This window comes from uncultured Algibacter sp. (assembly GCF_947495925.1).
In the GTDB taxonomy this organism is placed as follows: domain Bacteria; phylum Bacteroidota; class Bacteroidia; order Flavobacteriales; family Flavobacteriaceae; genus Algibacter_E.
Genome location: NZ_CANMAU010000002.1, coordinates 574369 through 599176, shown reverse-complemented (window position 1 = coordinate 599176; position 24808 = coordinate 574369). Strand labels below are relative to the sequence as shown.

Sequence of the window (24808 nt, the reverse complement as noted above, 5' to 3'; positions counted from 1 at the left end):
ATTTCTTACGAAATTAACCAAAATATAGATTATCAGTTATTTTATTCGACGAAAAGCGCTTTTTTTTAACACTTACAAGCCGTTAAACGATAAATCACTTAACCTACAACTACCAAACATAATATTATAAGCCTACATTCAGCAACTCTCCGCTTATTTGAAGCATTTCCAATTCTGCTATTTTAGCAAAGTATTTTGCCTTGTTTCTATTTATTTCAGCATTAAGAAGATTTATTTGCGCCAATCTAAATTCTACGAAACTCACTTGCCCTAATCTAAACTTTTCTTGAGTTCTATCAAAGTTATTCTGAGAAGTCTTAATATTGTTTTCTTGAAGATAATAGATTTCAAGACGGTTTTGGTAGTTACCCCAAGCATTATTAAAGTCGCGCTCTAAAGTAACCAATAACTCTTCTTTTCTAATCTCTTGAGCCTCCAAGTTAATTTTTGCATTTTTTACACGCGTAATGGTATTCCCGCCATCAAACAAGTTCCAGCTTAAATTTAAACCCCCAGAAATACCAGTATTTGTTGACGTCGCAACGAAAGAAGCAGCGTTATTATTGTTCCTATTCCACCCATAACTACCTACCAAACCAACAGAAGGTAAATAAGCAGATTTCTCTAATTTTACCCCGTAAGTATTTATATCGATACTTTTATCTATCTGAAGCAAATTCACGTTATTCGCAATAGTCTTTTCCAATAAGTCTGTTTTGTCATAGATATTATTAAAACTCACAAAGGTATCAACCTCAAAACTTTCTGGTAATACGTTTCCAAGGACTAAATTTAAATCGCGTTTAAAATTGCGTAGTTGTTGCTCTGTATTCAAAACCGTAATACTATCATTATTCACATCTACTTCGGCACTTAAAACTTCTAGCTTAGTATTCTGTCCGTAATCAAATTGATAACTTGCACGTTTTAACCTATCCTTAGACACTTCTAAAGTCTGGTTAAGCGATTTTACATTTTCTGTGAGTTCAGTCACATTATAATATACCGTAAATAACTGCAACATGGTCAATTCAATAGTCTCCCTTGCTTGCAATTCTGTTAATTGCTCTGCTTCTTGCAATTGCTTGTAATTATAGGACCTCCCTAAACCATCAAATAAAACATAATTTAAATCTACAGATGCATTATACCGAGAGCTTTCAGCTCCATTTAAAACAGTCACACGGCCATCTGCAAATTCTGCCTCTGTATTATCTCTATTATAAACAGCTCCAGCGTTTCCAGTAACGGTGGGTAAATACCCAGAATTCAAAACACTCGCATTATTCTTAGCAATTTCAACATCCGTATTTATCAGTTTAATACCATAGTTATTTTCTAATGCCAACGCTACTGCTTCTTTTGGGGTAAGGATCTCCTGTGCGAATAATGGAAACTGCACAATAAGAAGGCTAACAAATATGTAAAATTTAATTTTCATGCTCCTCTTTTTGTTCTTTAATGGCACGTTCAACTTCTTCTTTTGATATCTCACGACCCGTGGCAAGCCATTTGGTATTTTTCTTTATTCCATTACTAAAAGCTAAAAACAACGGTAAGACCAAAAGCGTTAATACAGTAGCATATGCAATACCAAAAGATATTGAAATAGCCATAGGTTTTAAAAACTGAGCCTGTCTACTTTTTTCGAGTAATAAGGGCGCTAATCCTGCTACTGTAGTTAAAGATGTTAAAAATATGGCTCGAAATCTAGATTTTCCAGCTTCCGAAAGCGCCATATCAAAATTCATCCCTTCCCTTAAATTTGAATTAAACTTACCAATGAGTACCAAGCCATCATTCACCATAATTCCAATTAATGCAATAATACCTAGTAAAGAAAGTATATTAACAGAAAAGCCTAATACCCAATGCCCCCATGCAACCGCAGTTAAACTAAATGGCACCAATAATAACAATAAAATAGGTTGACTATAACTTCTAAAAGTAAAAGCAATAGTAATATATATGAGTAAAAGAATTGGAATTCCGGCAGTTACTAAAGAACTTGAAAGTTTTGAAGCCTCTCTATTTTGACCTTCAAAAGAAGCTGAAATTGTGGGGTATCTAGACTGCATTTCCGGCATAATATTTCCCTTAATATTATCAAGTATATCCGTAGCACTTGTACTCGGGTCTTTTAAATCGGCAGACACTCTTATCTCTCTTTGTCCTATAAGATGATTTATAGCTACATCTCCTCGCTCAATTTTATATTGCGCAATATCTTTTAGTGAAACTCTTTCACCGGAAGGTGTTACAATACGCATGTCGTCCAAATCATTAATTGACTCCCTACTGGTTCTATCATAACGCACCCACACCTTTATTTCATCCTGTCCGCGTTGAAAACGTTGGGCTTGGACACCAAAAAAACCAGCCCTAACCTGATTCATAACAGACCTTAAATCTAGCCCCAAGAGATAGGCACTTTCTTTTAATTGTAACCTTATTTCTTTAATCCCTGCTGGATCATTATCCTCAACATCTTTTAATAATGGGTTAGACTGTAAAATATTCTTAAGTTCTAATTTAGCAGCTTTAAGCTCTTCTATATTATTTCCTAATAATGAAACAGATACAGGGCTTCCACCAAAATTACCACCTGATCCAAAAATTAATCGTTCAGTTCCAATTACAGGTCCTACAATTTCCCTTAACCTATTCGCTACCAGTCGAGAATTGATAGCATCTGGTCGTTCTTCCCCAGGAAGCATATTTATTCGCAATCTAGCACTAGAGGAACTGTTTAATGATAGTATTGTATTTTCAAAAAGTTCCTTCCCCGTTCCTTTTAGATATTTTTCTGTCAGCTCTTTATTAACTATATAAGACTTCTGTTCAATCATAGAGATTATAGAATCCGTTATCTTAACATTAGTTCCATTAGGCATATCAAGTTCTACAGAAACAGTATCACTAGCTATAGAAGGAAATAAGGTAACTCCAATAATTCCGCCACCAATTGCACCAAACGTAAGGACCAAAAATCCAATGAAAATTCCCAAGGCCAATAGCTTAAATTTTAAAACAAAATTCAATACAGGACTATAAATCTCATCCCTTAAATAAGCCATGAAACGATCTCCAAGCTTATTAATTCCCCTCATTTTAGCAAAAAATTGTTTTAGCTTCGATGGGTTTTCATCTTCAATTGGCTTTCGTAATGCTTTTGAATGTGCTAAATGTGCTGGTAAAATTATTAAAGCTTCAACTAATGATACTACTAGAGTTAAAATTACGATAACAGAAACTTCACTAAAAAATTCTCCTATTCTACTATCTAGAAACAAGAATAGTGAAAAGGCCAGTAACGTCGTAATAATAGCAGAAACCACTGGAGGAATTACTTCCATAGTACCATCAATAGCAGCCTGAATGGGTGTTTTTCCCTTTTCATAATGTTGATAGATATTTTCGGCAATAACAATGCCGTCGTCTACCAAAATACCTATTACAATGATCATCCCAAAAAGAGATAGTACATTAATAGTGACATCAAACTGCCCTGCAAAAATAAACATCCCTAAAAACGAGATTGGTAAACCAAAGGCCACCCAAAATGCCAATCGAGTATTTAAAAACAAGGATAAAAAGGTTAATACCAGTAGCATGCCTATAACGGCGTTTTCAGTTAATAGTTTTGTACGCTGATTTAGGGTAATTGATAAATCTCGAACCACATTAAGTTGAACATTATTATGGCTTTGATTATAACCTTCAATATAATCCTTAACCTTATCGGCCGACGAAATTAAATCTTCGTTATTGGTACTTGTAACCGTGATATCTACAGATAATTGCTCATTAAAATATGTAGCATTTGGAGTTTCAGAAAAACGATCTCGAATATTAGCAATATCTTTCAATCGAACCGTTTTACCTTCTGGTGTCGCTTTTATAATGATATTTGACAGCTCATCTCCATAGTACGATTTATTATTGGCTCTTATTAAATACTCTTCCACATCTGTCTTTATATTCCCCCCTGTAACCAAAATATTTGATGTACTAATAGCCTGAGCAACATCATTAAAGGTTATTTCATAAGCTAGCAAACTATTTTCATTAACCGCTATTTCAATTTCTTCTTCCGGATATCCAGAAACTTGAACTTGCGAAATTCCAGTAATAGCTCGTAAGTCATTTTCTATTTGTCGTCCAATTTGTTTTAATGTTGCTAGAGGTACATTTTTGCCACTTAAAGCAAAAGAGATTGTTTGCCTCACTTCTTCTCGTTTTGCAACAACTAAGGGCTCCATGCCTGTTGGATATGATGGCACACGGTCTACCGCATTTTTAACCTCCAATAACATGAAATCAATATTTTCACCCTTTTCAATTTCAACTGTAATCGTACCCCTGTTTTCTCTGGAAACTGAGGTTACCCTATCTAAGCCTCTTAAGCCTTTTAAATTATCTTCAATTTTAAGAACAACGCCTTCCTCAATCTCTTGCGGTGAAGCTCCAGGATAAGTAATATTTATGTTAATAATTTTTGAATCAACTAAAGGAAAAAACGAAGATTTTAATGAAATTATTCCAATAATACCAAAGGCTAGAAATGCTAATATAAAAACATTCACAGCAACATGGTATTTTATAAAATAAGCGATTAGTTTTCTCATTACTTTTTCGCTTTTTTACCCGTTGATTTAAAAGGCTTCACTAACATCCCCGCATAAGCGCCAGGAACTGCCTTTTTTAGAATTACAGTCCCATTTGGAACACCTTTTAAAACAACTTTTGTGTCTGAAAAATGAACAGGATTTACTGCAATTACATCCAAAATACTATCTCGAATTACAAAAACTTGTTTACTTTCTAAAAATAGATTCCTGTCAATTTCTATCGCATCTAACTCTTCCTTCGCATCTAATGTTGCTTCTAAATACATGCCTTCTTTTAATGCATCATCTTTAACCTCAATATAAGCCGTTATAGTTTGTGTAGCCGTATCAATACTACCATTTACCCTAGATACTTTTCCTTTATAGAATTCGGTACCATCTAAATTTTTAAGTTGTACGGATTCTCCAACTTTTAATAAACTCGCATACCCTTTACTTAAGGCTACTTCCATTTCATACACCAAGGGGTCAATAAATTCACCCAGTTTTTGTCCAGATCTTATCAACGAACCTTCTGTTACTAATGCTTGAGTAAGTATCCCAGAGAAAGGAGCTGCTATGGTGTATTTAGATAATCGTTGCTCTAAATTTTTAACATTATAATAGTTAGAAATTATACCTCTTCCTGTAATAAAATAATTTTCCTTATCCGAAGTCATTTCTGGAAGTTTGGGTGTAGTCTTACTTAAATCAAAATTATTCAGGTAGTTTTTCCACTTCTCGTATACATCAGGAAAATCCAACCTTAAATCAGGCATAATTGCAGCTAGTGTATTGTATAAATTACTTTTTGAAGATTGTACACTAGCATAATACTCTGAAGCATTAATTCTGATTAAAGCCTGACCCTTACTATATTTTTGTCCAGGTTTAAAAAGAATATTTGAAGGCTTAAATACTCCTTGAACTTCAGAAAACAATTCTACTCTGCGCTTTGCAACCAAATTACCGTTAGCAGGAATAACAATTTTTACAGTCCCATTTTTAACGGTATCAATAAAAACAGTTTTTACAACTTTTTCCTTTACTGGTTTTGGCTTATTTTTATTTGCTATAAGGGTATTTGCAACATAAAATGAAAGTGCAACGAATAGAATTCCAATAATGGAAAGTATAATTTTGCGCATGTTATTTCGTTTGATGGTCTGACTGCAAAATTAAACTATAGTTTAAACGTTAAACGTTAAAAAAAACCTAAAAGACTAGTTGTCTAATAACTCAATCTCCATTTGAATAGCCTCCCATTTCTCCATTAACCCTTCCAAATCTTTTTTCTTTTTTTGGTAGTTATCAAAAAAATTAGGTTTCGAAGTTGTTTCCTCATAATTCGCCTCAAGTTCCAAATCAATAGCTTTAATATCGCGCTCTAATTGATTGATTTTGGACTCGACATTACTGAGTTTGTTATTTAAAGATTTAATTTTCTTTTGATCTTCATAAGAGGTCTGCTTCTTAGCTTTAGGTGTTTCTTTAACAACCGTTCGTTTTTCAACTTCTCTTAAATTTTCGACTTTACGCTGTTCTAAATAATAATCAATATCTCCTAAATACTGTTTTAGCTTATGATCCTTAAACTCATAAACCATATTAGTTAAACCCTGCAAAAAATCACGGTCGTGCGACACTAATATTAATGTACCTTCAAAACGTTTTAAAGCCTCTTTCAATACATTCTTAGACTTAATATCTAAGTGATTGGTAGGTTCATCCATAATAAGAACATTGAACGGCTGCAACATTAACTTAGCCAATGCCAACCTGTTACGCTCACCTCCAGAAAGCACACGTACATACTTATCGACCTCATCACCTCTAAATAAAAACGAACCTAAAATATCTCTTACCTTACTTCGGTTTGTTTCGTTGGCTGCATCAATCATCGTATCATGGACGGTTTTATTTCCGTCAAGATACTCAGCTTGATTTTGGGCAAAGTAACCTATTTGCACATTATGCCCAAGCTTCATATCACCATCATACTTTATATCTCCAACAATAATTTTAGCTAAAGTCGATTTCCCCTGTCCATTCTGTCCTACAAAGGCTGTTTTACTATCACGTTCTATCTGTAAATCTACCTGCTTTAAAACTTGATTATCTCCATAATTTTTCGACACACATTCCGCTTCAACAACAACTTTACCCGGAGTAATAGATACTGGGAAATTAAGAGTCATAACACTATTATCATCTTCGTCAACCTCAATCCTATCAATTTTATCAAGTTTCTTAATTAAGGATTGGGCCATTGTAGCTTTAGATGCTTTAGCACGAAACTTTTCAATTAACTTTTCAGTCTGTTCAATTTGTTTTTGTTGATTTTTTTGAGATGCCAATTGCTGTGTTCTCAATTCTTCTCGCAAAACCAAATATTTCGAATACGGTTTGGGATAATCATAAATACGCCCTAAAGAAATTTCAATAGTCCTATTTGTTACATTATCCAAAAACATTTTATCGTGAGATACAATCGCAACTGCACCAGGATAATTCTTTAAAAATCCTTCTAACCAAATTATAGATTCTATATCTAAGTGGTTAGTAGGCTCATCCAGTAGTAGAACATCGTTATTTTGTAACAGCAACTTTGCCAACTCTATTCGCATACGCCATCCACCAGAAAAGGTATCGGTTAATTTATCGAAATCAGGGCGCTTAAATCCTAACCCCTGAAGTATCTTTTCAGTATCGCCTTGATAATTATAACCTCCCAAAATTTCGTACTGATGCTGCAATTCATTGATATCAATCATTAGCTGATGATAGCCTTCACTTTCATAATCTGTACGCTCAGCCATTTGTGTATTTACAGCTTCCATTTGAGCCTCTAAACTCTTTATTTCGGTAAATGCCTCATATGCTTCTTCAAGCACAGTTCTACCCAAAACAAAATCTATATCTTGCTTTAAAAACCCAATTTTAAGTTCTTTGTCAGCAGCTATTTGTCCTGTGTCAGGCTCCAATTCTTTTGACAAAATTTTAAGCATCGTAGATTTACCTGCTCCATTTTTACCAATTAAGCCTACCCTATCTCCATTTCCTAATTTGAAAGTAATGTCTTCAAATAGGTATTCTCCTTGAAATGAAATCGATAAATTATGAATGTTCATCATAGAAATGTAACTTTTGTCACAGCCCATTTAGTATTAAATGGTATTTTTGTACTGTAATTGCGCTTGCAAAAGTACATTAAATTATATGTTTAAAAAAGGCTCAAAATTGTATAGCATTTTAACTGGTAGTTGCCCAAAATGCCATGAAGAATCTATGTTTAAAAACAAAAATCCGTATGCCCTTGCTCAGGCTTTAGATATGCACAAAACTTGTTCTAACTGTGGTACAAAATACAAGATAGAACCTTCTTTCTTTTATGGATCTATGTATGTTAGTTATGCGGTGGGTATAGCTTTTGCTGTTGCAGCATTTGTAATTTCATTTTTTATTTTCAGCGCAAGTGTTAATACCGTTTTTATTAGTATAGTGGTTACATTAATTATCTGCATGCCCATTATTATGAGGTTGTCTCGCAATATTTGGATTAACTTTTTTATGAGTTACGACAAGTCTTTGGCTAAAAAATAAATTTATTTTAGGCGTTACCCACAGGGTCGGGCTTTCCGTTAAAAGTTTTGGTTCGATGCGCACCTCACCAAAAGCTACCACTACGATCCCTAACGCAAGACAACTAGGATGAAAATCTTGCTATATCAATAGCGGATTCTAATGCTTCGTTATTTTCAATAAAATTATATAGCTGTTTCGCCACGTAAGGACCTATCATGACTCCTCGAGTTCCTAAGCCATTAAGTACAAAGAGGTTTTTATGAACTTTATGTTGCCCAACCAAGGGGCGCCTATCTTTCACAGTAGGTCTAATTCCTGCTAGTTGATCAATTACTTCAAATGGGCAATGAATAAGTTTTTTAAGTTTATTTAAAAGTTCTTCTTTTGCATTTAAACTAATGCTATTACTTAAATCTTTCCACTCATAAGTAGCTCCCACAATATATTTATCATCACCTAAAGGAATTAAAAATACCCCTGCCTTTAAAACGAATTCAATTTTTAAATCTGGAGCATGAATAACTACTAATTCTCCTTTAGCTGGGTTAAGTGGCAAATCTTTAAAAAAAGGGTTTTGTTTTACACCACAACCCTCTGAAAACACCACATTTGTAGCATCTATACTACGATAGCTTACTTTATCATTTTTAAAAGACAATGCATCATAATCAAAAGGTCTTTCCTTTAAAGCTTCCTTTTTTATCAAATCTGATTTATAGGCTTCAATCATGGTTTTTACATCAATACGCCCTGTCTCTAAAACTTCCCCAAATCCATATGGCGCTTCTATATATGGGCTGTTATTTTTAATAATTCTTGTAGACAAAAATTCAGAAAGCAAAGGTTTATCTGATGCCGAAAACCAATCATTTTGTTCCTCTAAAGAAGCGAACTTTCTATAAACTGGAATTTTATAATCCAATTTCACATTAAGTTCTTTTTCAATATTTGCATACAGTGGTAATGCTAAACCTAGTTGTTCTTTACTCTTCCAAACTGACGTGAACCTTTTTAAAACCACAGGGTTATATAAACCACCAGCGACGGTTGAAGATTTTTGAGAAACATCATCAAATACCATAAAAGATTTATTATTAGCTTTCAAATATTCACAAAAACTAATACCTGCAATTCCAATTCCTACAACTATATAATCTACTTGTTTCATCTTTGACGAAGATACTCAGAATATGAATTTAGTTCAATAAACTGCATAAAAAAACGCCCACTAATATAGTGAGCGTTCTAAACTTATTTATTCTATGGCTTAATATGTCCACATATCAAGTTCAAAGTCTCTAATTTTATCTTTAATCCTTTCAGATTCTAACAACTGCATTAAAGCATTATCAGACACGTATTCTGAAATAGCTCTATCACCCTGAACATTTTCTTCTCTAAAAATATAGCCTTGAAAACGTCTTGCATTTAACAAATGATCGAAAGAAAAAGGCATTGAACTATTTTCATCGTTGAACGATTTAGCTTCATGCAATATTTCTCTGGCATCAGGAAACCAAACCCAAAATAAAGCAACTAAATCTGGCTCATCCTCATCAATAAAGTTAACATCAGGAGCAACCGGAGCAATTCCTAATAGCCTATACTTCATTTCTGATTGACGTTTATCAAAGTACCAAAGTCCTTTTACATGATATTCTTTTATATCAGCGGCAGAAATACTTCTTCTATTAATATACTCAGCAGATAATTCTTCACCTGCGTTTAACTGCTCGATACCAAGCTCAGTGGTATCGACCATAGTTAATGCAGACTCAATATCTTTAAGCGTTCTTTTCGTGGTAAAATAAGAATCATCATAAATGTTTTCTATCTCTCCATTTTTGATGTTTTTCATCAGTACATCATATAAAGAACGTCTATCACTACCAATGTTATTAGTATCAATTGGGTAATACAATGGGAAGTTAGCGCGCTCATCAAGAACAACTTTCTCCCAAACCATTTTAGAAAATAGAATATCTCTATCATCAACATATCCATATTCTAAAGGTTTATCATTATCTACCGCCTTTTGATCTGCAGTTCTCACACCAATCTCATCAGGGCTTTTTGCGTTCAAAATATTCGCCTGCGCAAAAACACTTGACACTGTAAAAACAGTTGTTACGGTTAATAAAAAACTTTTTAAATTCATCTTAGTCAATTTTACATTTTTAATCTAGGGCAACAATACAAGGCATTATTGCCCGTAGTTTTTAGTTTGTTAACTCAACAAAAATTGGTGATACTTTTTTAAGTATTACACTTACACCACTCGCTTTTGCTTCAACGTCATATATTTGTACACCAGAACCACGTTTTGCTTTAGCTAAAGCTTTTTGAGCTCTACTATCTAACTTGTTTCCTTTTACGTTTATTGTTGGTTGTCCTGGAACTTTAAACTTAAATCCAGTAACACGTAATGGTAATTCAAAATCAAAATCATCAAATTTAGCACCAATAGTAGAAATTTTAAGACTATTACGTTGCATTTTTAACGAACCGTCTTCACCTCGTACTGTACCTGTTGGCTTCGGTAAATCTTTAATTCTGAATTTTGCATTATCACTTACTTTTCCGCCATCAGGTAATGTACCTGTTACGTTAATGGTAACTTCTCTACCTTTAACTCTTGTAGCATCCATAACATAACTACTTCCTTTCGATCTAGATAAACCTTGTGCACTAGCGTTCACTTTATTATCTGGAATACCAGCAAACGAAATAGTCATTGGGTTTTTAACACCACGATATACTACGTTCATTTTATCTGCCGAAATCGTCGCTGCATTTGGTTTGGCAACAGTAGCAAAAGAAGAGTTTACAGGCACTTCAATTTCTTCACCATCTTGGGCAAAAATTAATTTACCTTCAATCTTATGTTCTCCTACACCACCTGTTCCTATTTTCAACTTCACCTTACCATCTTCAATAGAGTATTGACCTTCAGAAAGCTTTCTACCATCTAAAGTTAATTCTACTCTACTTGGTTTTGTAGAAGCATCTTTACGTCCTAACACAATTTGTCCATCAAACTGCTCACCATTAAAGTAAGCTGATTTTGAAGTTTCCATTAAAGTTGTATAGTTTGTCATTGACACCTCACTAGAAAGTGTTCCTGCTAACATATTAGATAAAACTTGAGATTCAGTCGTTTTAATATCTGCTTGAAGTTGTGTCATTTTAGTTAAAGACGCCACTAAAGGAAATCCTTTATAATGGTAGTCTAACCAATCCACTTTAACACCATCTCTGTTTTTTACTGGTTCAGTGTTAAATTTATCGTTAACTTCTTTTACAACAGACTCCATACCTTTTTCATCGGCTAAAATTTTAGCCACACCTTCTCTAAAGGTTTTCATATGGTTTAAAAATTCTTGACCATCTTCTTTAATTTTGTCTCCTTTAAAGAAATGCTCATCAAGGTAATCGCCTTTATCCATGATCTCATAATCTGTAGGATCATCAATTTTGGTTGTCATTTTACCTTTTAGCTCCTCTAAATAAGCATCAAAATCATGTGCTAAAGCATCAATCTGATCTGCTTTAGCTTTTAATGGTTTATACTTTTCTGGTTGATCTGCAGCTTTTACATCTAAACTTGCAACAAAACTAGCATTTCTAGATTCTGTAGCTTCGTTAGATTCTGTAAGCTTTTCGTTCATTAATCCGAAGGCCGAAAGCACTTCTTTTGACATATTTAAAGCTAACATCGCTATAAATATTAAATACATCAGATTAATCATTTTCTGTCGTGGTGATAAGTTTCCTCCTGCCATGATTTAATTAGGTTTTTTTGGTTAATTAATAGTAATTTGGGATTATTAACTCTCCTAATTATTTATTCATTGCAGATAACATACCTCCGTAAACACCATTTAATGATGATAAGTTAGATGCTAAAGATTCCATTTGCTCCTTTAACTTAGCAGCATTCTCCACAGATTCTTCGTTAACTTCTTGTTGTTTAGTAGCGTTATCCAACTGTACCTTATATAAACTGTTTAAAGATTCCATTTGAGCAGCAGCTAATGATAATTCCTCACCATATTTTTTAGATGCTTCAACAGAGTCAACGGTAGAAGACATGTTTTTAGCAGCTCCTTCGAAACCTCTAATACTTTCTCCTAAGCTTGAGATTAACTCGCCATCAATCTTAGCTTCTTTTAATAAGTTATCTAATTTTTGAGATAATAGACCTTGAGCATCTTCTTTCCCATCTTTTTTCGTGGATTGACCACCAGCTAATTCTGGATATACTAAAGACCAATCTAAATCTTCATCAACAGGTTCGAATGCTGATAATGCAAAAATAATTGCTTCGGTTACAAGACCAAGGGTTAACATTACGTTACCAGTTAAAGGTCCAATTTCGAAATGAATAATCTTGAATAGTGCACCAACAATTACAATTGCTGCTCCTAATCCGTATGCCATATTCATAAATTTCTTACTTGCTTTTGACTTTGCCATAATTTTCGATTTTTAATTTAAGTAGGTACTACTTAAGTAGGTTGATTAATAAATAATGTTTATTGCGATACACGTTAGCATATCTGGTTATTGATTTGGTTTAAAATTATTTCTTACCGTTACTGGTTACTTGTGTCCCCATGTAATCTTGAACGGTTCTGAAACCTATATAACTTCTTGCTGAATCAGCATACTCAAAATCTCTTGAACTTACTTGTAAAAAGTAGGCAACATCTTTCCATGAACCACCTCTTACAATTTTTCTTTGATTATCAGGGTCATTAACACTAGGGTTAATTGTTGATGTATGTTCATAAGATGCAGGATCATAAGATGCATTTACCCATTCTGCAACATTACCAGCCATATTATATAAATTATAATCATTTGGCTCATAAGATTTTGCTTCAACAGTATATAATGCTTGATCTGCAGCATAATCGCCTCTTACAGGTTTAAAGTTTGCCATAAAGCAACCTCTATCACTTTTTGTATAAGGACCTCCCCAAGGGTACGTTGCAGCTTGAAGACCTCCTCTTGCTGAATATTCCCACTCAGCTTCAGATGGTAATCTAAACGTGTTTACATTTGCCGCTCCTTTTTTCGATTTTTGATAAGTATTTTTCCAAAGTGTTCTCCACTCACAAAATGCTTTTGCTTGTTTCCATGTTACTCCTACCACAGGATAATCACTATAAGCATCATGCCAGAAATAATCGTTATGCATAGGTTCATTATAAGAGTATGCAAAATCTCTAATCCAAACGGTAGTATCTGGATATACTTCAATTTCCTCTTTTATAATTACGTCCTTACGTTTTACTCCTCTACTTCTTGCTGCCTCTTGGATATCCATATGGCTGTATTGGAATTTAAACTTAGTTACATCCCAAGTTCGTTGCCCATTATAAGACTCCTCTATTGGAAGATACATAGTATCCATAACTTCTGTATAATACTCGTCTGGATATTCTGAAGTATCGAAAAGTAAATCTACATCTTTATTTAATTTTCTTCCTTCATACATATCCGGACCAAGACCAGTATAGTTTTCAAACATATACTTTTCATAAACAGACATATTAACTGTATCTGCATCTTTAAATGCATACTCGCCAATACCTCCATCTTCGGGAGTCATGCCGACTTCATCAGCCAAAACAGCCAATTTCATTCTTACAATTGAGTCTCTTACCCAATTAACGAATTGACGGTATTCGCTATTTGTTATCTCTGTAGCGTCCATATAAAAGGCTCTTACAGTAACGGTCTTTGCGGGTGCATCATGAACTCCAGCCAGATCATCGTCGGCTTTACCCATAATAAATGCACCTCCAGGAATAAGTTCCATGCCAAAAGGCTTTTCAGGATGCCATTTTTTTCCTTGAACACCTACTAGTTCGCCCCTATCTTTAGAGCCACAACTTACAAGTATTGCTAATAATGCGGTTAATAGTATAAACTTCTTCATATCCATGATAAACTCGAGGTTAATTTATTTAGCTTCAATTACGAGAGCGTAAACATATTTATATATTTCCTAAAAAACAACTTTTTATCTAAAAAAATAACATTTCGTCGTAAAAAAACAGCATTTCACCGATGAAATTAACTGTTTAACTGTATTTACTTTTAAACACAATTCTTTTGAAACGCTTTATACCAGCGGTCTGGTATCATATTATTACATGCATCAAGGTAATCTTGGTGCATGCATGGTAATAACGTATGTCTTTTCAATTTATTATTGACTTCAGCTAAAAAAGGAATCTCAATCCACCATCGTCCTGTCTTATTGCTTTTGTAAAACACCAACTCTTGAGAATCCACCAAAGTGATAAACTTTTGATAGCTACTTTCATCAAGAAAGTCATCATCCTTAATTCTACAATTAACACCTTCAATAAAGTACCAAAGTACTTGAGCAATTAACATTGACGTCATTTCATCATCTTTTGAAGGCTTATACTCATAAACACCAAAAGAAGTCACTTTATTACTTATACCGGCATATCTTGCAATAGCACAAATTTCTTTTCCATCTAAACCATTAGGAGAATACCTTTGACCCAAACTTAATTCGGAACCTTTAACGGCATTTAAATCAATACTTACAATATTAGCATCGCGTAGTACGGGTTCAACTATAGTTATATCATTTGAAATTTGACCTAATCTATAGGACTCAAAATAAAGACTGTCCATTAAATCAATTTCTTCCTGGGAATTAAAATATGTTTGATACCCTATAGTAGCATAATTAAATAAGTTATAAGGCTCATCCAAGATAATCTTACCAACAAAACTATTATTTTTAATAGGTTTTGATGAATCTCCAAGATTAAATTGAGCATCTACATTCACTATATTTACCATGGGAATCAAGGAATCATATGCTCTGTAATTTGCATATGTTAAATCTTGTGAGCCACCCAAAATTATTGGAATTATTCGCTTAGCCACTAGGATTGAAATGGATTCTTTTAAAGCAAAATAAGTATCCTCAACACTCTCTCCTTTATTAATATCACCTAAATCGGCTACGGTTGTATTCCAGCTTCCAGGGAAAAGACTATAAAAAGACTTCCTAATTTCATTCAACTGAAATTCTTCACCTATATAATTAATATCATTTCTATTTTCAATAACACCAATAATAGCAAGATCAACACCATCTAAATCAGGAATACCATGTTGCGTAGAGTGAATTTTGAGTTTTCTTCCCAAAGCTTGAGAGGAAAGCAACTCATTATGAGCTAGCACTAAATCTGAAACTGGGGAGAGGAAATTAAAATTCATATTAATAGCAAAGTCAATCTACTTATCTCTAACTTGTTATGTTATTAAACAAATATCAAAAGAATAAATGATAATATCTAACGTGTTAATGCAAAAATAATATTACAAAAGTATTATATCAGTAATTTCCAATCGTAATTATTACGAATTCAAAATTTACAATAAATATTACTTCTTTTTAGCCGGGGCCTTTTTTTTCCTTGTTGTCTTTTTCTTAGGAGCATTAGCCTCTATAATTGCTTTTGCTTCTTCCAAAGTCATTTCAGATACATCAACAGTTTTTGGTAACTCTACTTTAATCTTACCTTTTAAAACATTATGTCTCCCCCAACGTGCTTTTTCAACACGAACACCTTCTTCTTCCCAATTATGAATAACTTTATCTATTTCTTTTTGAATTTTAATCTCTATTAATTCAACAATATCTTCATCAGACAAATTATCCCAATCGTACTTTTTATTCACGTTAATAAACATATTGTTCCATTTTATAAATGGCCCAAAACGCCCTTTACCTTTTTGTACTGGTAAATCTTTGTACATATATATAGGTGCATCTGCTTTTTGCTTTTCTTTTATCAAAACAATAGCTTCATCAAGCTCTACACTTAATGGGTCAACACCTTTTGGAAGCGAAACAAAGGCACTACCAAATTTTACGTAAGGTCCAAAACGTCCATTATTAACCTGAACCTCCTCACCTTCATATTCACCTAATGTTTTTGGAAGCTGAAATAAATCCATAGCTTCTTCATAGGTAATGGAATTTAATTGCTGGTCTGGACTTAAACTTGCAAATTGCGGTTTTTCTTCATCATCTACAGTACCTATTTGCACCATCGGACCAAACTTACCAAGCCTAACACTTACTTGCTTGCCGCTTTTAGGATCTGTTCCTAAAATTCTTTCTCCAGACTCGCGATCAGCATTCTCTTTTACATCTTCCACTACAGGGTGAAAACTTTTATAAAATGACTTCATCATTTTTTTCCAATCTTCATTACCCTCAGCAATCTCATCAAAATCTGCCTCAACCTTAGCAGTGAAATTATAATCCAAAATAGCATCAAAATGGTTTACCAAAAAATCGGTAACAATCATTCCAATATCGGTTGGCACTAGCTTACCTTTATCTGATCCCACTTTTTCTGAAAGTATATTGTCATTTACTTCACCAGCTTTTAAGGTTAGTTGCGAATATTTGCGTTCTTCACCCTCAACTGTGCCTTTTTCAATATAATTTCTGTTCTGAATAGTTGAAATGGTTGGCGCATATGTAGATGGTCTACCTATACCTAATTCTTCGAGCTTTTTAACCAATGAAGCTTCAGTATATCTTGCCGGCGGCCTTGTATAACGCTCCGTTGCTGTAATGTAATTATTAAGTAAAGTCTCGTTAGCTTTCATTGCAGGCAACATACCATCTTGCTCTACATCTTCATCATCCGTTCCTTCTAAATACACTTTCAAGAATCCATCAAAGGTAATCACCTCGCCATTTGCAGTAAAAGTTTCTTTGTGGGTTGATGCACTTATTTTCACATTGGTACGCTCCAATTCTGCTTCACTCATTTGAGAAGCAATGGCACGTTTCCAGATTAACTCATATAATCTAGCCTGATCTCTATCAATATCTACCGAGTGAGTCGCAAAATTTGTCGGACGTATAGCCTCATGTGCTTCTTGCGCCCCTTTCGCCTTTCCTTTATAATTTCTTGGTTTACTATATTTTGATCCGTAAGCATTATTAATTTCTTCTTCGGCCCCTTTTCTCGCTTCATCCGATAAATTTACACTATCTGTTCTCATGTATGTAATCAAACCAGCCTCATACAAACGCTGAGCCATAGTCATGGTTTTACTTACCGAGAAATATAATTTTCGTGATGCTTCTTGCTGTAAAGTTGACGTTGTAAAAGGTGCTGCGGGCGACTTTTTTGCAGGCTTTTTTTGTAAATCTGCAACTTTAAAATCTGCAGAAGCATTTTGTTCTAAAAACTTCTGAGCTTCTTCTTTAGACTTAAAATTCTTTGGTAGTTTGGCTTTAAATGTTTTTCCTTCTTCATTTGAAAATTCAGCATCTATTCTATATGACGCTACTGGAGCAAATCCTTGAATTTCTCTTTCCTTTTCTACAATTAAACGTACCGAAACAGATTGTACTCTACCTGCTGAAAGCCCTCCTTTTACTTTTCTCCAAAGTACCGGAGACAGCTCATATCCAACAATTCTATCAAGTACTCTTCGCGCTTGTTGGGCATCGACCAAATCATAATCTATACCTCGCGGATTTTCAATGGCTTTTTTAATTGCTGACTTTGTAATTTCATGAAAAACAATACGTTTCGTTTTATCCTTATCTAACTTTAATGCTTCAGATAAATGCCATGCAATAGCTTCTCCCTCCCGATCCTCATCACTAGCCAACCAAACCATTTCAGCTTTTTTCGCTAAATCTTTCAGTTTTTTTACAACCGCTTTTTTATCTTTTGAAACTTCATATTTTGGATTAAAATCACCATCAACATCAACACCCAATTCTTTAGAAGGTAAATCAGAAATATGTCCGAAACTAGATTCTACCTTAAAATCTTTACCTAAAAATTTTTCAATGGTCTTTGCCTTTGCTGGTGACTCCACGATCACTAAATTCTTCGCCATACTACTTTTTTTGAAGCTACAAATGTATATGAAAAAAAGTTTATCTGTAGCATTTTATGGATTATCTGATTATTATTTAAATAAAAAAGCCTGCCTTTAAGCAATTTAAAAGCAGGACTTTTCAATATTTAACACTTCATTCAGTTGAAGTTCCTATTTCATCTATTGGATTAGTTTCATTAAATCCTATTACATTTTTATAAATAAAATAAATAGGATGATAAACAAACGTTGCGGTAAACAACAAGCCTATTCCGCATAATAAATAGCCAACAATTTGTGATAATATTGAACTAACCACAATTAATCCAAACGCAATCAACCACTTTTTATTAGCCAATTTAAAACTCGATTTCACAATTTCACCAACAGTAAAGTCCGGATTGAACGCAAAAACTATAGATATAAAAGACAGCGGAACTATCATATATATCAAAGGAATGTAACACAATAGTGCCGATGGTATGGCAATTAAAATAGACACTAACATTAACATAAAAGATTTTCCCAAATATTTAGTTTTAACAAAATAGAAAAAATCTGATGTTGTTGTTACTTCATTATCATCCAACTTTTTCATGATTCTATAAAAACCAGCATTTAAGGCAAAAGAAAGCGCTCCTAAAACGAAAACCCCCACTAACACAAAAAGAATATAAAATATAGACATTCCAGCAAAAAAATTATCAAAAGCTTCATTTCCAGCATAACCGCCATCTTGTTGAGCTATTATTAATCCAATCATTGGAATGTATAAAACAATAATTAAAGGCAACATTATTATTAATGTAAACAAGAAAAGCAAAAAACCTTGTAACCAAGTTTTTTTAAACAACTCGATGGAATCGTTAAAAATAGCACCAAAATCAAGCTCTTTAGAACGCTCTATCTTATCTAATAAACTGTTAATTGTATTCATTTATTAATTAATTAAAATTTGAATCGCATAAATGTAAAGTTTTTTCACTGACCTTTAAAAATAATATCAAAGAAAAACCCTGCAAAATTGCAGGGTTAAGCTAAAGTATATATAAATGTAAAATTGAGTCCTACTTAATACTTATAACTTAATGAATCTTCTAGACCATCAATATTTAACAATAACTCTCCACTCTCATGAATTTGAAGAACCCTTAAGTCAAAAGAAATAGTTTTTTCAAACACAGCCAAACAAAGCTCTTCATTATTCAATTGAAATTTTAAAAAACGTTGTTCTGGTAATGATTCGGCAACTGCCTCAGAATCTACTAGTCTAAATCCCCAGGTATCGCCAGTGCACCCTGACGCTGCTATTTTTAAAAACAAACAATCGCCAACAATTTCAGCATCTACAAAATTAAAGTGATCAGATAGTAAACCATCATATTCATTTTTATCGACTACAACCTCATAACCACAACCAGATTTATCCATGTCTATGTCTTCGTCATCACAAGTCATATTCAAGAAACAAAAAAGAAATACAATATAGAAACTTGTTTTTTTTACAAATTCGAACATGATCAAAATAACTTTTTAAATTTATCTTTTAGATGCAAATTTAATTAATTGGTTGCGTGAGTTATACTGAATTACTAATTCAAATCGCACAAAATTCAAACTGCCACTTTGTCACAAAACACAAATAAATTGTATCTTTGCATGCTTATTGACCGATAGAGATATCGATACACTATGGAAAAAATAATAGACGAAAACAAACAAGGGGAATCTTTAATTATAGAACAAAAAGCAGGTAATAAACGTAAGCTTTTTATTGAAAGTTACGGCTGTGCCATGAATTTTAGCGACAGTGAAATTGTAGCTTCCATAATGGCTAATCAAGGTTTCAATACCACTCAAAAATTAGAAGAAGCTGATTTAGTATTGGTAAATACCTGTTCTATACGTGACAAAGCAGAACAAACTGTTCGTAAACGCCTTGAAAAATACAATGCCGTAAAACGCGACCATAACCCTAAAATGAAAGTTGGTGTTTTAGGCTGTATGGCAGAACGCCTAAAAACAAAATTTCTTGAAGAAGAAAAAATTGTTGATTTAGTTGTTGGTCCAGATGCTTATAAAGATTTACCGAATCTTTTAGCTGAAGTTGATGAAGGACGAGATGCTATTAACGTCATTCTTTCTAAAGAAGAAACTTATGGCGATATTTCTCCAGTGCGTTTAAACTCAAATGGTGTCACTGCTTTTGTTTCTATAACACGTGGCTGTGATAATATGTGTACATTTTGCGTAGTTCCTTTTACTAGAGGACGAGAACGGAGCAGAGATCCACAAAGTATTATTCAAGAAATTAACGATTTATGGAATAGAGGCTATAAAGACATCACCTTATTAGGACAGAATGTTGATAGTTATTTATGGTATGGTGGCGGGCTCAAAAAAGATTTTGAAAAAGCTAGTGATATGCAAAAAGCAACCTCTATTGACTTTTCAAAACTATTAGAACTTTGTGCAAAAGTACAACCCAAAATGCGCATTCGCTTTTCTACCTCCAACCCACAAGACTTAACCCTTGACGTTGTTGAAACTATGGCTAAGCATGACAATATCTGTAATCATATTCATCTACCTGTTCAAAGTGGAAGTAATCGTATTCTAAAAGCCATGAATCGTTTACACACACGTGAAGAATATTTTGAATTGATTGATAATATTCGCCGTATTATACCTAATTGCGCCATAAGTCAGGACATGATAGTTGGTTTTCCAACGGAAACTGAAGATGATTTTCAATACACCGTTTCGTTAATGGAATACGTAAAATATAACTTCGGCTATATGTTTACTTATTCTGAACGGCCAGGAACAATGGCAGGAAGAAATATGGAAGATGATGTTCCAGAAGAAACTAAAAAACGTAGACTGCAAGATATTGTTGATTTACAAAGAGCGCATAGCGAAATTAAAACTAAAGAATGGCTAAATACAACTGTTGAAGTTTTAATTGAAAAGGAATCAAAAAAATCAAATACGCAATGGTCTGGGCGTACACCGCAAAATATTGTTTGTGTCTTTCCTAAAGACCACTACAAAATAGGTAATTTCGTTAATGTTAAAGTTACAGATTGTACAAGTGCCACACTAATTGGTGAAGCCGTTGAATTATCAAAGAATAATTAAAAACTAATGTCAGAATTCAATTTTAACAATAAAACATTTTCGCTTTTAGAAAATTCTGAATTTGGAAAAGTGAATTCTGAAACAATATTTAAATATAAACAAGAAGGCAATGTGGTGACGGCTGATTATTATGGAGGAAGCGTCAAATATGGAAAAATAATTGCCTACTTAAGTAACAATACGCTCGATATGTTATACCAATGTATAACAACAGAACATGAATTAAAAGCAGGAAAGGCGGTTGCCGAAATTAATTTAACCGAAGACAACAAAATAAGGTTAAAGCTAAATTGGGAATGGCTGGGAGAGAAAAATGAAAATGGAATTTCTGAATATATTGAGAATTAAAAGTAAAGATTAATATGGAATCAGTTCAAGCTATAAAACAACGTTTTGGTATTATTGGAAATTCCTCATCACTAAATCGCGCTATTGAAAAAGCGATTCAAGTGGCACCAACAGACATCTCAGTTTTAGTAACTGGCGAAAGTGGTGTTGGTAAAGAAAGTATTCCTAAAATCATACATCAACTATCTCATAGAAAACACAACAAATATATTGCTGTTAACTGCGGAGCCATACCTGAAGGGACTATTGACAGTGAGTTATTTGGGCATGAAAAAGGTGCTTTTACAGGAGCTTCACAGACTCGTGCTGGATATTTTGAGGTAGCCGATGGCGGAACCATTTTTCTCGATGAAGTTGGAGAATTACCCTTAACAACTCAAGTTCGCTTATTACGTGTTTTAGAAAATGGTGAGTTTTTAAAAGTAGGATCCAGTAAAGTTCAAAAAACCAATGTACGCATTGTTGCTGCTACTAATGTAAATATGCATGAAGCTATTGAAAAAGAAAAGTTTCGTGAAGACTTATATTATAGGTTGAGCACTGTCGACATTAACTTACCTCCCCTTCGTGAGCGTCAAGAAGATATTCATTTATTGTTTAGAAAGTTTGCCAGCGATTTTGCTTTAAAATACAAAATGCCAACAGTAAAACTTACCGATAACGCCATACAAATATTACTAAAACACCGTTGGGGCGGAAACGTGCGCCAGTTAAGAAATATTGCCGAACAACTTTCGGTTTTAGAACAAAATAGAACAATTACAGCTGAAGTTTTAAGGGGTTATTTACCAGCAACTGCAAATACTAACCTACCTGCAATTATTAAAACCTCAAAATCTGAAAGTGATTTTAGTAGTGAACGTGAAATTCTATATAAAGTCCTTTTCGATATGAAAAGTGACCTAAATGACCTGAAAAAGCTCACAATGGAATTAATGAAGAATGATAATACTAAAGATGTTGAAAAAAATAATGAAAGCCTGATTCAAAAAATATATGGAAATGATGAGGATAAAGAGGTTGCCAATTATGAAGACCCTATACCCTCTAACGCAGAAGTATTATCTATTCCTGAACATACCATAGATCAAGAAGATATGACACCGTTGCAAGACAAATATCATTTTGCGGAAGAAATTGAAGAGGAAGAAACCTTATCGTTACATGACAAAGAATTAGAATTAATCAAAAAATCTCTTGAACGTCACCACGGAAAGCGTAAATTAGCAGCAGCAGAGTTAGGAATTAGTGAACGGACCTTATACCGAAAAATTAAACAATACGATCTATAAATTATCGTTTAATACGCACCTATTAATTCATGTTAAAAGGAATCACTTAAAAATGAAATACATAAAATCAACTTTAGTTTTAGCCCTTACCATGCTATTTTTAAGCTGTGGTCCTTATTCGTTTACAGGAGCTTCTATCCCGGCAGGCACTAAAACTTATCAAGTTAATCGATTTGAAAACGTGGCACCTCTTATTGAACCTGGTTTAGAGCGTGATTTCAAAATTGCTCTTGAAGATTTAATTCAAAATCAAACCAATTTAACCCTTGTTCCATCTGGTGGTGATTTAATTTATGAAGGAGAAATAGTAACCTATAGAATTTCGCCAACAACAGCAACGGCAGAACAAACGGCAGCACAAAACAGACTAACAATAGCAGTAAAAGTTAGATTTTACAATAAAAAAGATCAAGAAGATGATTTAGAGCAAACGTTCTCTTTTTTCTATGATTACCCTGGTACTAGCGAACTTATCGGTGCTCAAAAGACTACGGCAATTGAAGAAATTTTTGAACGATTAACCCAAGATGTTTTTAATGCCACTTTAGCAAAATGGTAACCATTTTTCAATGAATCAAACTGATTTTACACATATACTTCAAAATCCACATGCCATTTCACATGAGCAAACTGAGGGTATAAAATCAATCATTAAAAAATTCCCATATTTTCAATCGGCACGCGCTATTTATCTAAAAGGTTTAAAAGATCAAAGCAGTATAAATTATAATCAAGAGCTTAAAACAACTGCGGCATATACAGCAGACAGAAGTATTTTATTCGATTTCATAACATCAGAAGCTTTTGTTCAAAATAAAATTTCAGCAATTATAAAACAGAACGCAGAATACTTAAAGCAAATCAATGCTGATGTTGATGATGTTTCTGTTATTGAAAGTGTAAATTTTGATAATCGATTAAATCAACAAATTAAAGATACAGACGGTGTTTTAGACCCTGCTTTATTCCAGCCAAAAAACCCTCTTCCTGAAAAACACATTTCTTTTAGGTTAGATGAATCTGAAATAATTGAAAATGTTACCGAAGCCACCAAAACTCAAGTCGTATCTCCTGAAGACATGCTCAATTTAGGCAAACCGCTTGAGTTTGACAGAAGAGAATCGCATTCTTTTAATGAATGGCTAAAACTAACAAGGTATAAACCTATTAAAAGAGAGGAACCTAAGGAAAGTGGGGCAAGTTCAATCTTAGAAAAAGAAAAAAAGTTTGAGCTTATAGACAAGTTTATTTCATTAAATCCTAAGATTAGCCCTAAAAAGCCGCTCGTTCAAAAAGGGAATTTAGCAAAAGCGCAAATGATTCAGCCAGAATCATTGATGACAGAGACTTTGGCACGAATTTATGTGGAGCAAAAAAACTTCAAAAAGGCCATTCAATCATATAAGATTTTAAGTTTGAAATATCCAGAAAAAAGTGGTTTCTTTGCAAACCAAATTAAAGCAGTAGAACAATTACAAGAACAAAATAAAAAAGAATAATGAGTACGTTTACAATATTTTTAGTCCTTATAGTCGTTGTAGCATTTTTACTAATTGTAGTAATCATGGTACAAAATCCTAAAGGAGGTGGTTTATCATCTTCATTTGGAGGAGGTGGCACTCAACAATTAGGAGGTGTAAAAAAAACCACGGACTTTTTAGATAAAAGCACATGGACACTGGCCACTGTTTTGTTAGTTTTAATATTAGCATCTAACATTACTATCAACAGAGGAACAGGCAGTATTGATTCTAAAGCATTAGATCCTGATGCACAAACAACACAACCTCTACCTGAAGCATTGCCAAACGCAACTGATACGGCAGCACCTGTTACAAATGATGAAGGTGCCGATGCTGACACTTCAACTGGAGAGAAGTAAGATTATCAGAAAATAGAATACAAAAAGCCAGC

General features: G+C 33.6%; 20 protein-coding genes. 7 read left to right on the top strand and 13 right to left on the bottom strand.

The window, feature by feature from the left end; translation table 11 throughout:
- Positions 1-124: 124 nt before the first annotated feature.
- The 4 genes from Q0857_RS05890 to Q0857_RS05875 form a co-directional block, all read right to left on the bottom strand.
- Positions 125-1441, bottom strand: a complete 1317-nt coding sequence (locus Q0857_RS05890) for a TolC family protein (RefSeq protein WP_298533022.1) — start codon at positions 1439-1441, stop codon at positions 125-127.
- A complete protein-coding gene (locus tag Q0857_RS05885; RefSeq protein ID WP_298533021.1) occupies positions 1431-4628 on the bottom strand; it encodes an efflux RND transporter permease subunit in 3198 nt (1065 codons plus the stop codon). Before Q0857_RS05885 ends, Q0857_RS05890 begins: the two co-directional genes overlap by 11 nt.
- On the bottom strand, positions 4628-5758 hold the full coding sequence (locus Q0857_RS05880; protein ID WP_298533019.1) for an HlyD family efflux transporter periplasmic adaptor subunit: 1131 nt from the start codon (positions 5756-5758) through the stop codon (positions 4628-4630). The genes Q0857_RS05885 and Q0857_RS05880 overlap by 1 nt, the downstream gene beginning before the upstream one ends.
- 75 nt (positions 5759-5833) lie before the next feature.
- The gene (locus Q0857_RS05875; RefSeq protein WP_298533017.1) at positions 5834-7744 is read right to left on the bottom strand and encodes an ABC-F family ATP-binding cassette domain-containing protein; all 1911 of its coding nucleotides are present in this window, start codon (positions 7742-7744) and stop codon (positions 5834-5836) included.
- Between the two features lie 85 nt (positions 7745-7829).
- Between Q0857_RS05875 and Q0857_RS05870 the strand changes: the two genes are divergently transcribed.
- On the top strand, positions 7830-8213 hold the full coding sequence (locus tag Q0857_RS05870) for a DUF983 domain-containing protein (RefSeq protein ID WP_298533016.1): 384 nt from the start codon (positions 7830-7832) through the stop codon (positions 8211-8213).
- 103 nt (positions 8214-8316) lie between these two features.
- On the opposite strand, the gene Q0857_RS05865 is transcribed toward Q0857_RS05870, so the two are convergent.
- From Q0857_RS05865 to Q0857_RS05825, 9 genes are all read right to left on the bottom strand, one after another.
- Positions 8317-9363, bottom strand: a complete 1047-nt coding sequence (locus Q0857_RS05865; RefSeq protein ID WP_298533015.1) for an FAD-binding oxidoreductase — start codon at positions 9361-9363, stop codon at positions 8317-8319.
- 99 nt (positions 9364-9462) lie between these two features.
- Positions 9463-10353, bottom strand: a complete 891-nt coding sequence (gene gldN / locus Q0857_RS05860) for a gliding motility protein GldN (protein ID WP_298533014.1) — start codon at positions 10351-10353, stop codon at positions 9463-9465.
- A 61-nt stretch (positions 10354-10414) separates the two neighbouring features.
- Positions 10415-11977, bottom strand: a complete 1563-nt coding sequence (gene gldM / locus Q0857_RS05855; RefSeq protein ID WP_298533013.1) for a gliding motility protein GldM — start codon at positions 11975-11977, stop codon at positions 10415-10417.
- A gap of 58 nt (positions 11978-12035) precedes the next feature.
- On the bottom strand, positions 12036-12671 hold the full coding sequence (gene gldL / locus Q0857_RS05850) for a gliding motility protein GldL (protein WP_298533012.1): 636 nt from the start codon (positions 12669-12671) through the stop codon (positions 12036-12038).
- 106 nt (positions 12672-12777) lie between these two features.
- Positions 12778-14142, bottom strand: a complete 1365-nt coding sequence (gene gldK / locus Q0857_RS05845; protein WP_298533010.1) for a gliding motility lipoprotein GldK — start codon at positions 14140-14142, stop codon at positions 12778-12780.
- A gap of 161 nt (positions 14143-14303) precedes the next feature.
- The gene (locus Q0857_RS05840) at positions 14304-15470 is read right to left on the bottom strand and encodes a formimidoylglutamase (RefSeq protein ID WP_298533008.1); all 1167 of its coding nucleotides are present in this window, start codon (positions 15468-15470) and stop codon (positions 14304-14306) included.
- A 168-nt stretch (positions 15471-15638) separates the two neighbouring features.
- A complete protein-coding gene (topA, locus tag Q0857_RS05835; RefSeq protein WP_298533006.1) occupies positions 15639-18131 on the bottom strand; it encodes a type I DNA topoisomerase in 2493 nt (830 codons plus the stop codon).
- Between the two features lie 136 nt (positions 18132-18267).
- Positions 18268-19050: a hypothetical protein gene (locus Q0857_RS05830; protein WP_298533005.1), complete on the bottom strand. Its 783-nt coding sequence runs from the start codon at positions 19048-19050 to the stop codon at positions 18268-18270.
- Between the two features lie 134 nt (positions 19051-19184).
- Positions 19185-19631 carry a hypothetical protein gene (locus Q0857_RS05825; protein WP_298533003.1) on the bottom strand — a complete coding sequence of 149 codons (447 nt, stop codon included), beginning with the start codon at positions 19629-19631 and terminating at the stop codon, positions 19185-19187.
- Between the two features lie 174 nt (positions 19632-19805).
- On the opposite strand from Q0857_RS05825, the gene miaB reads away from it, so the two are divergent.
- The 6 genes from miaB to secG are packed head-to-tail and all read left to right on the top strand — an operon-like array spanning position 19806 to position 24776.
- A complete protein-coding gene (gene miaB, locus Q0857_RS05820) occupies positions 19806-21254 on the top strand; it encodes a tRNA (N6-isopentenyl adenosine(37)-C2)-methylthiotransferase MiaB (protein WP_298533001.1) in 1449 nt (482 codons plus the stop codon).
- Between the two features lie 6 nt (positions 21255-21260).
- Positions 21261-21602, top strand: coding sequence for a hypothetical protein (locus Q0857_RS05815; RefSeq protein ID WP_298533000.1), 342 nt, complete (start codon positions 21261-21263; stop codon positions 21600-21602).
- Between the two features lie 14 nt (positions 21603-21616).
- Positions 21617-22894, top strand: a complete 1278-nt coding sequence (locus Q0857_RS05810; protein WP_298532999.1) for a sigma 54-interacting transcriptional regulator — start codon at positions 21617-21619, stop codon at positions 22892-22894.
- Positions 22895-22946: 52 nt separating this feature from the next.
- Positions 22947-23453, top strand: a complete 507-nt coding sequence (lptE, locus tag Q0857_RS05805) for an LptE family protein (protein WP_298532997.1) — start codon at positions 22947-22949, stop codon at positions 23451-23453.
- Between the two features lie 10 nt (positions 23454-23463).
- On the top strand, positions 23464-24393 hold the full coding sequence (locus Q0857_RS05800; protein ID WP_298532996.1) for a hypothetical protein: 930 nt from the start codon (positions 23464-23466) through the stop codon (positions 24391-24393).
- Positions 24393-24776 (top strand): preprotein translocase subunit SecG, encoded by a 384-nt coding sequence (secG, locus tag Q0857_RS05795; RefSeq protein ID WP_298532995.1) that lies wholly within the window; start codon positions 24393-24395, stop codon positions 24774-24776. The genes Q0857_RS05800 and secG overlap by 1 nt, the downstream gene beginning before the upstream one ends.
- Positions 24777-24808: the final 32 nt, after the last annotated feature.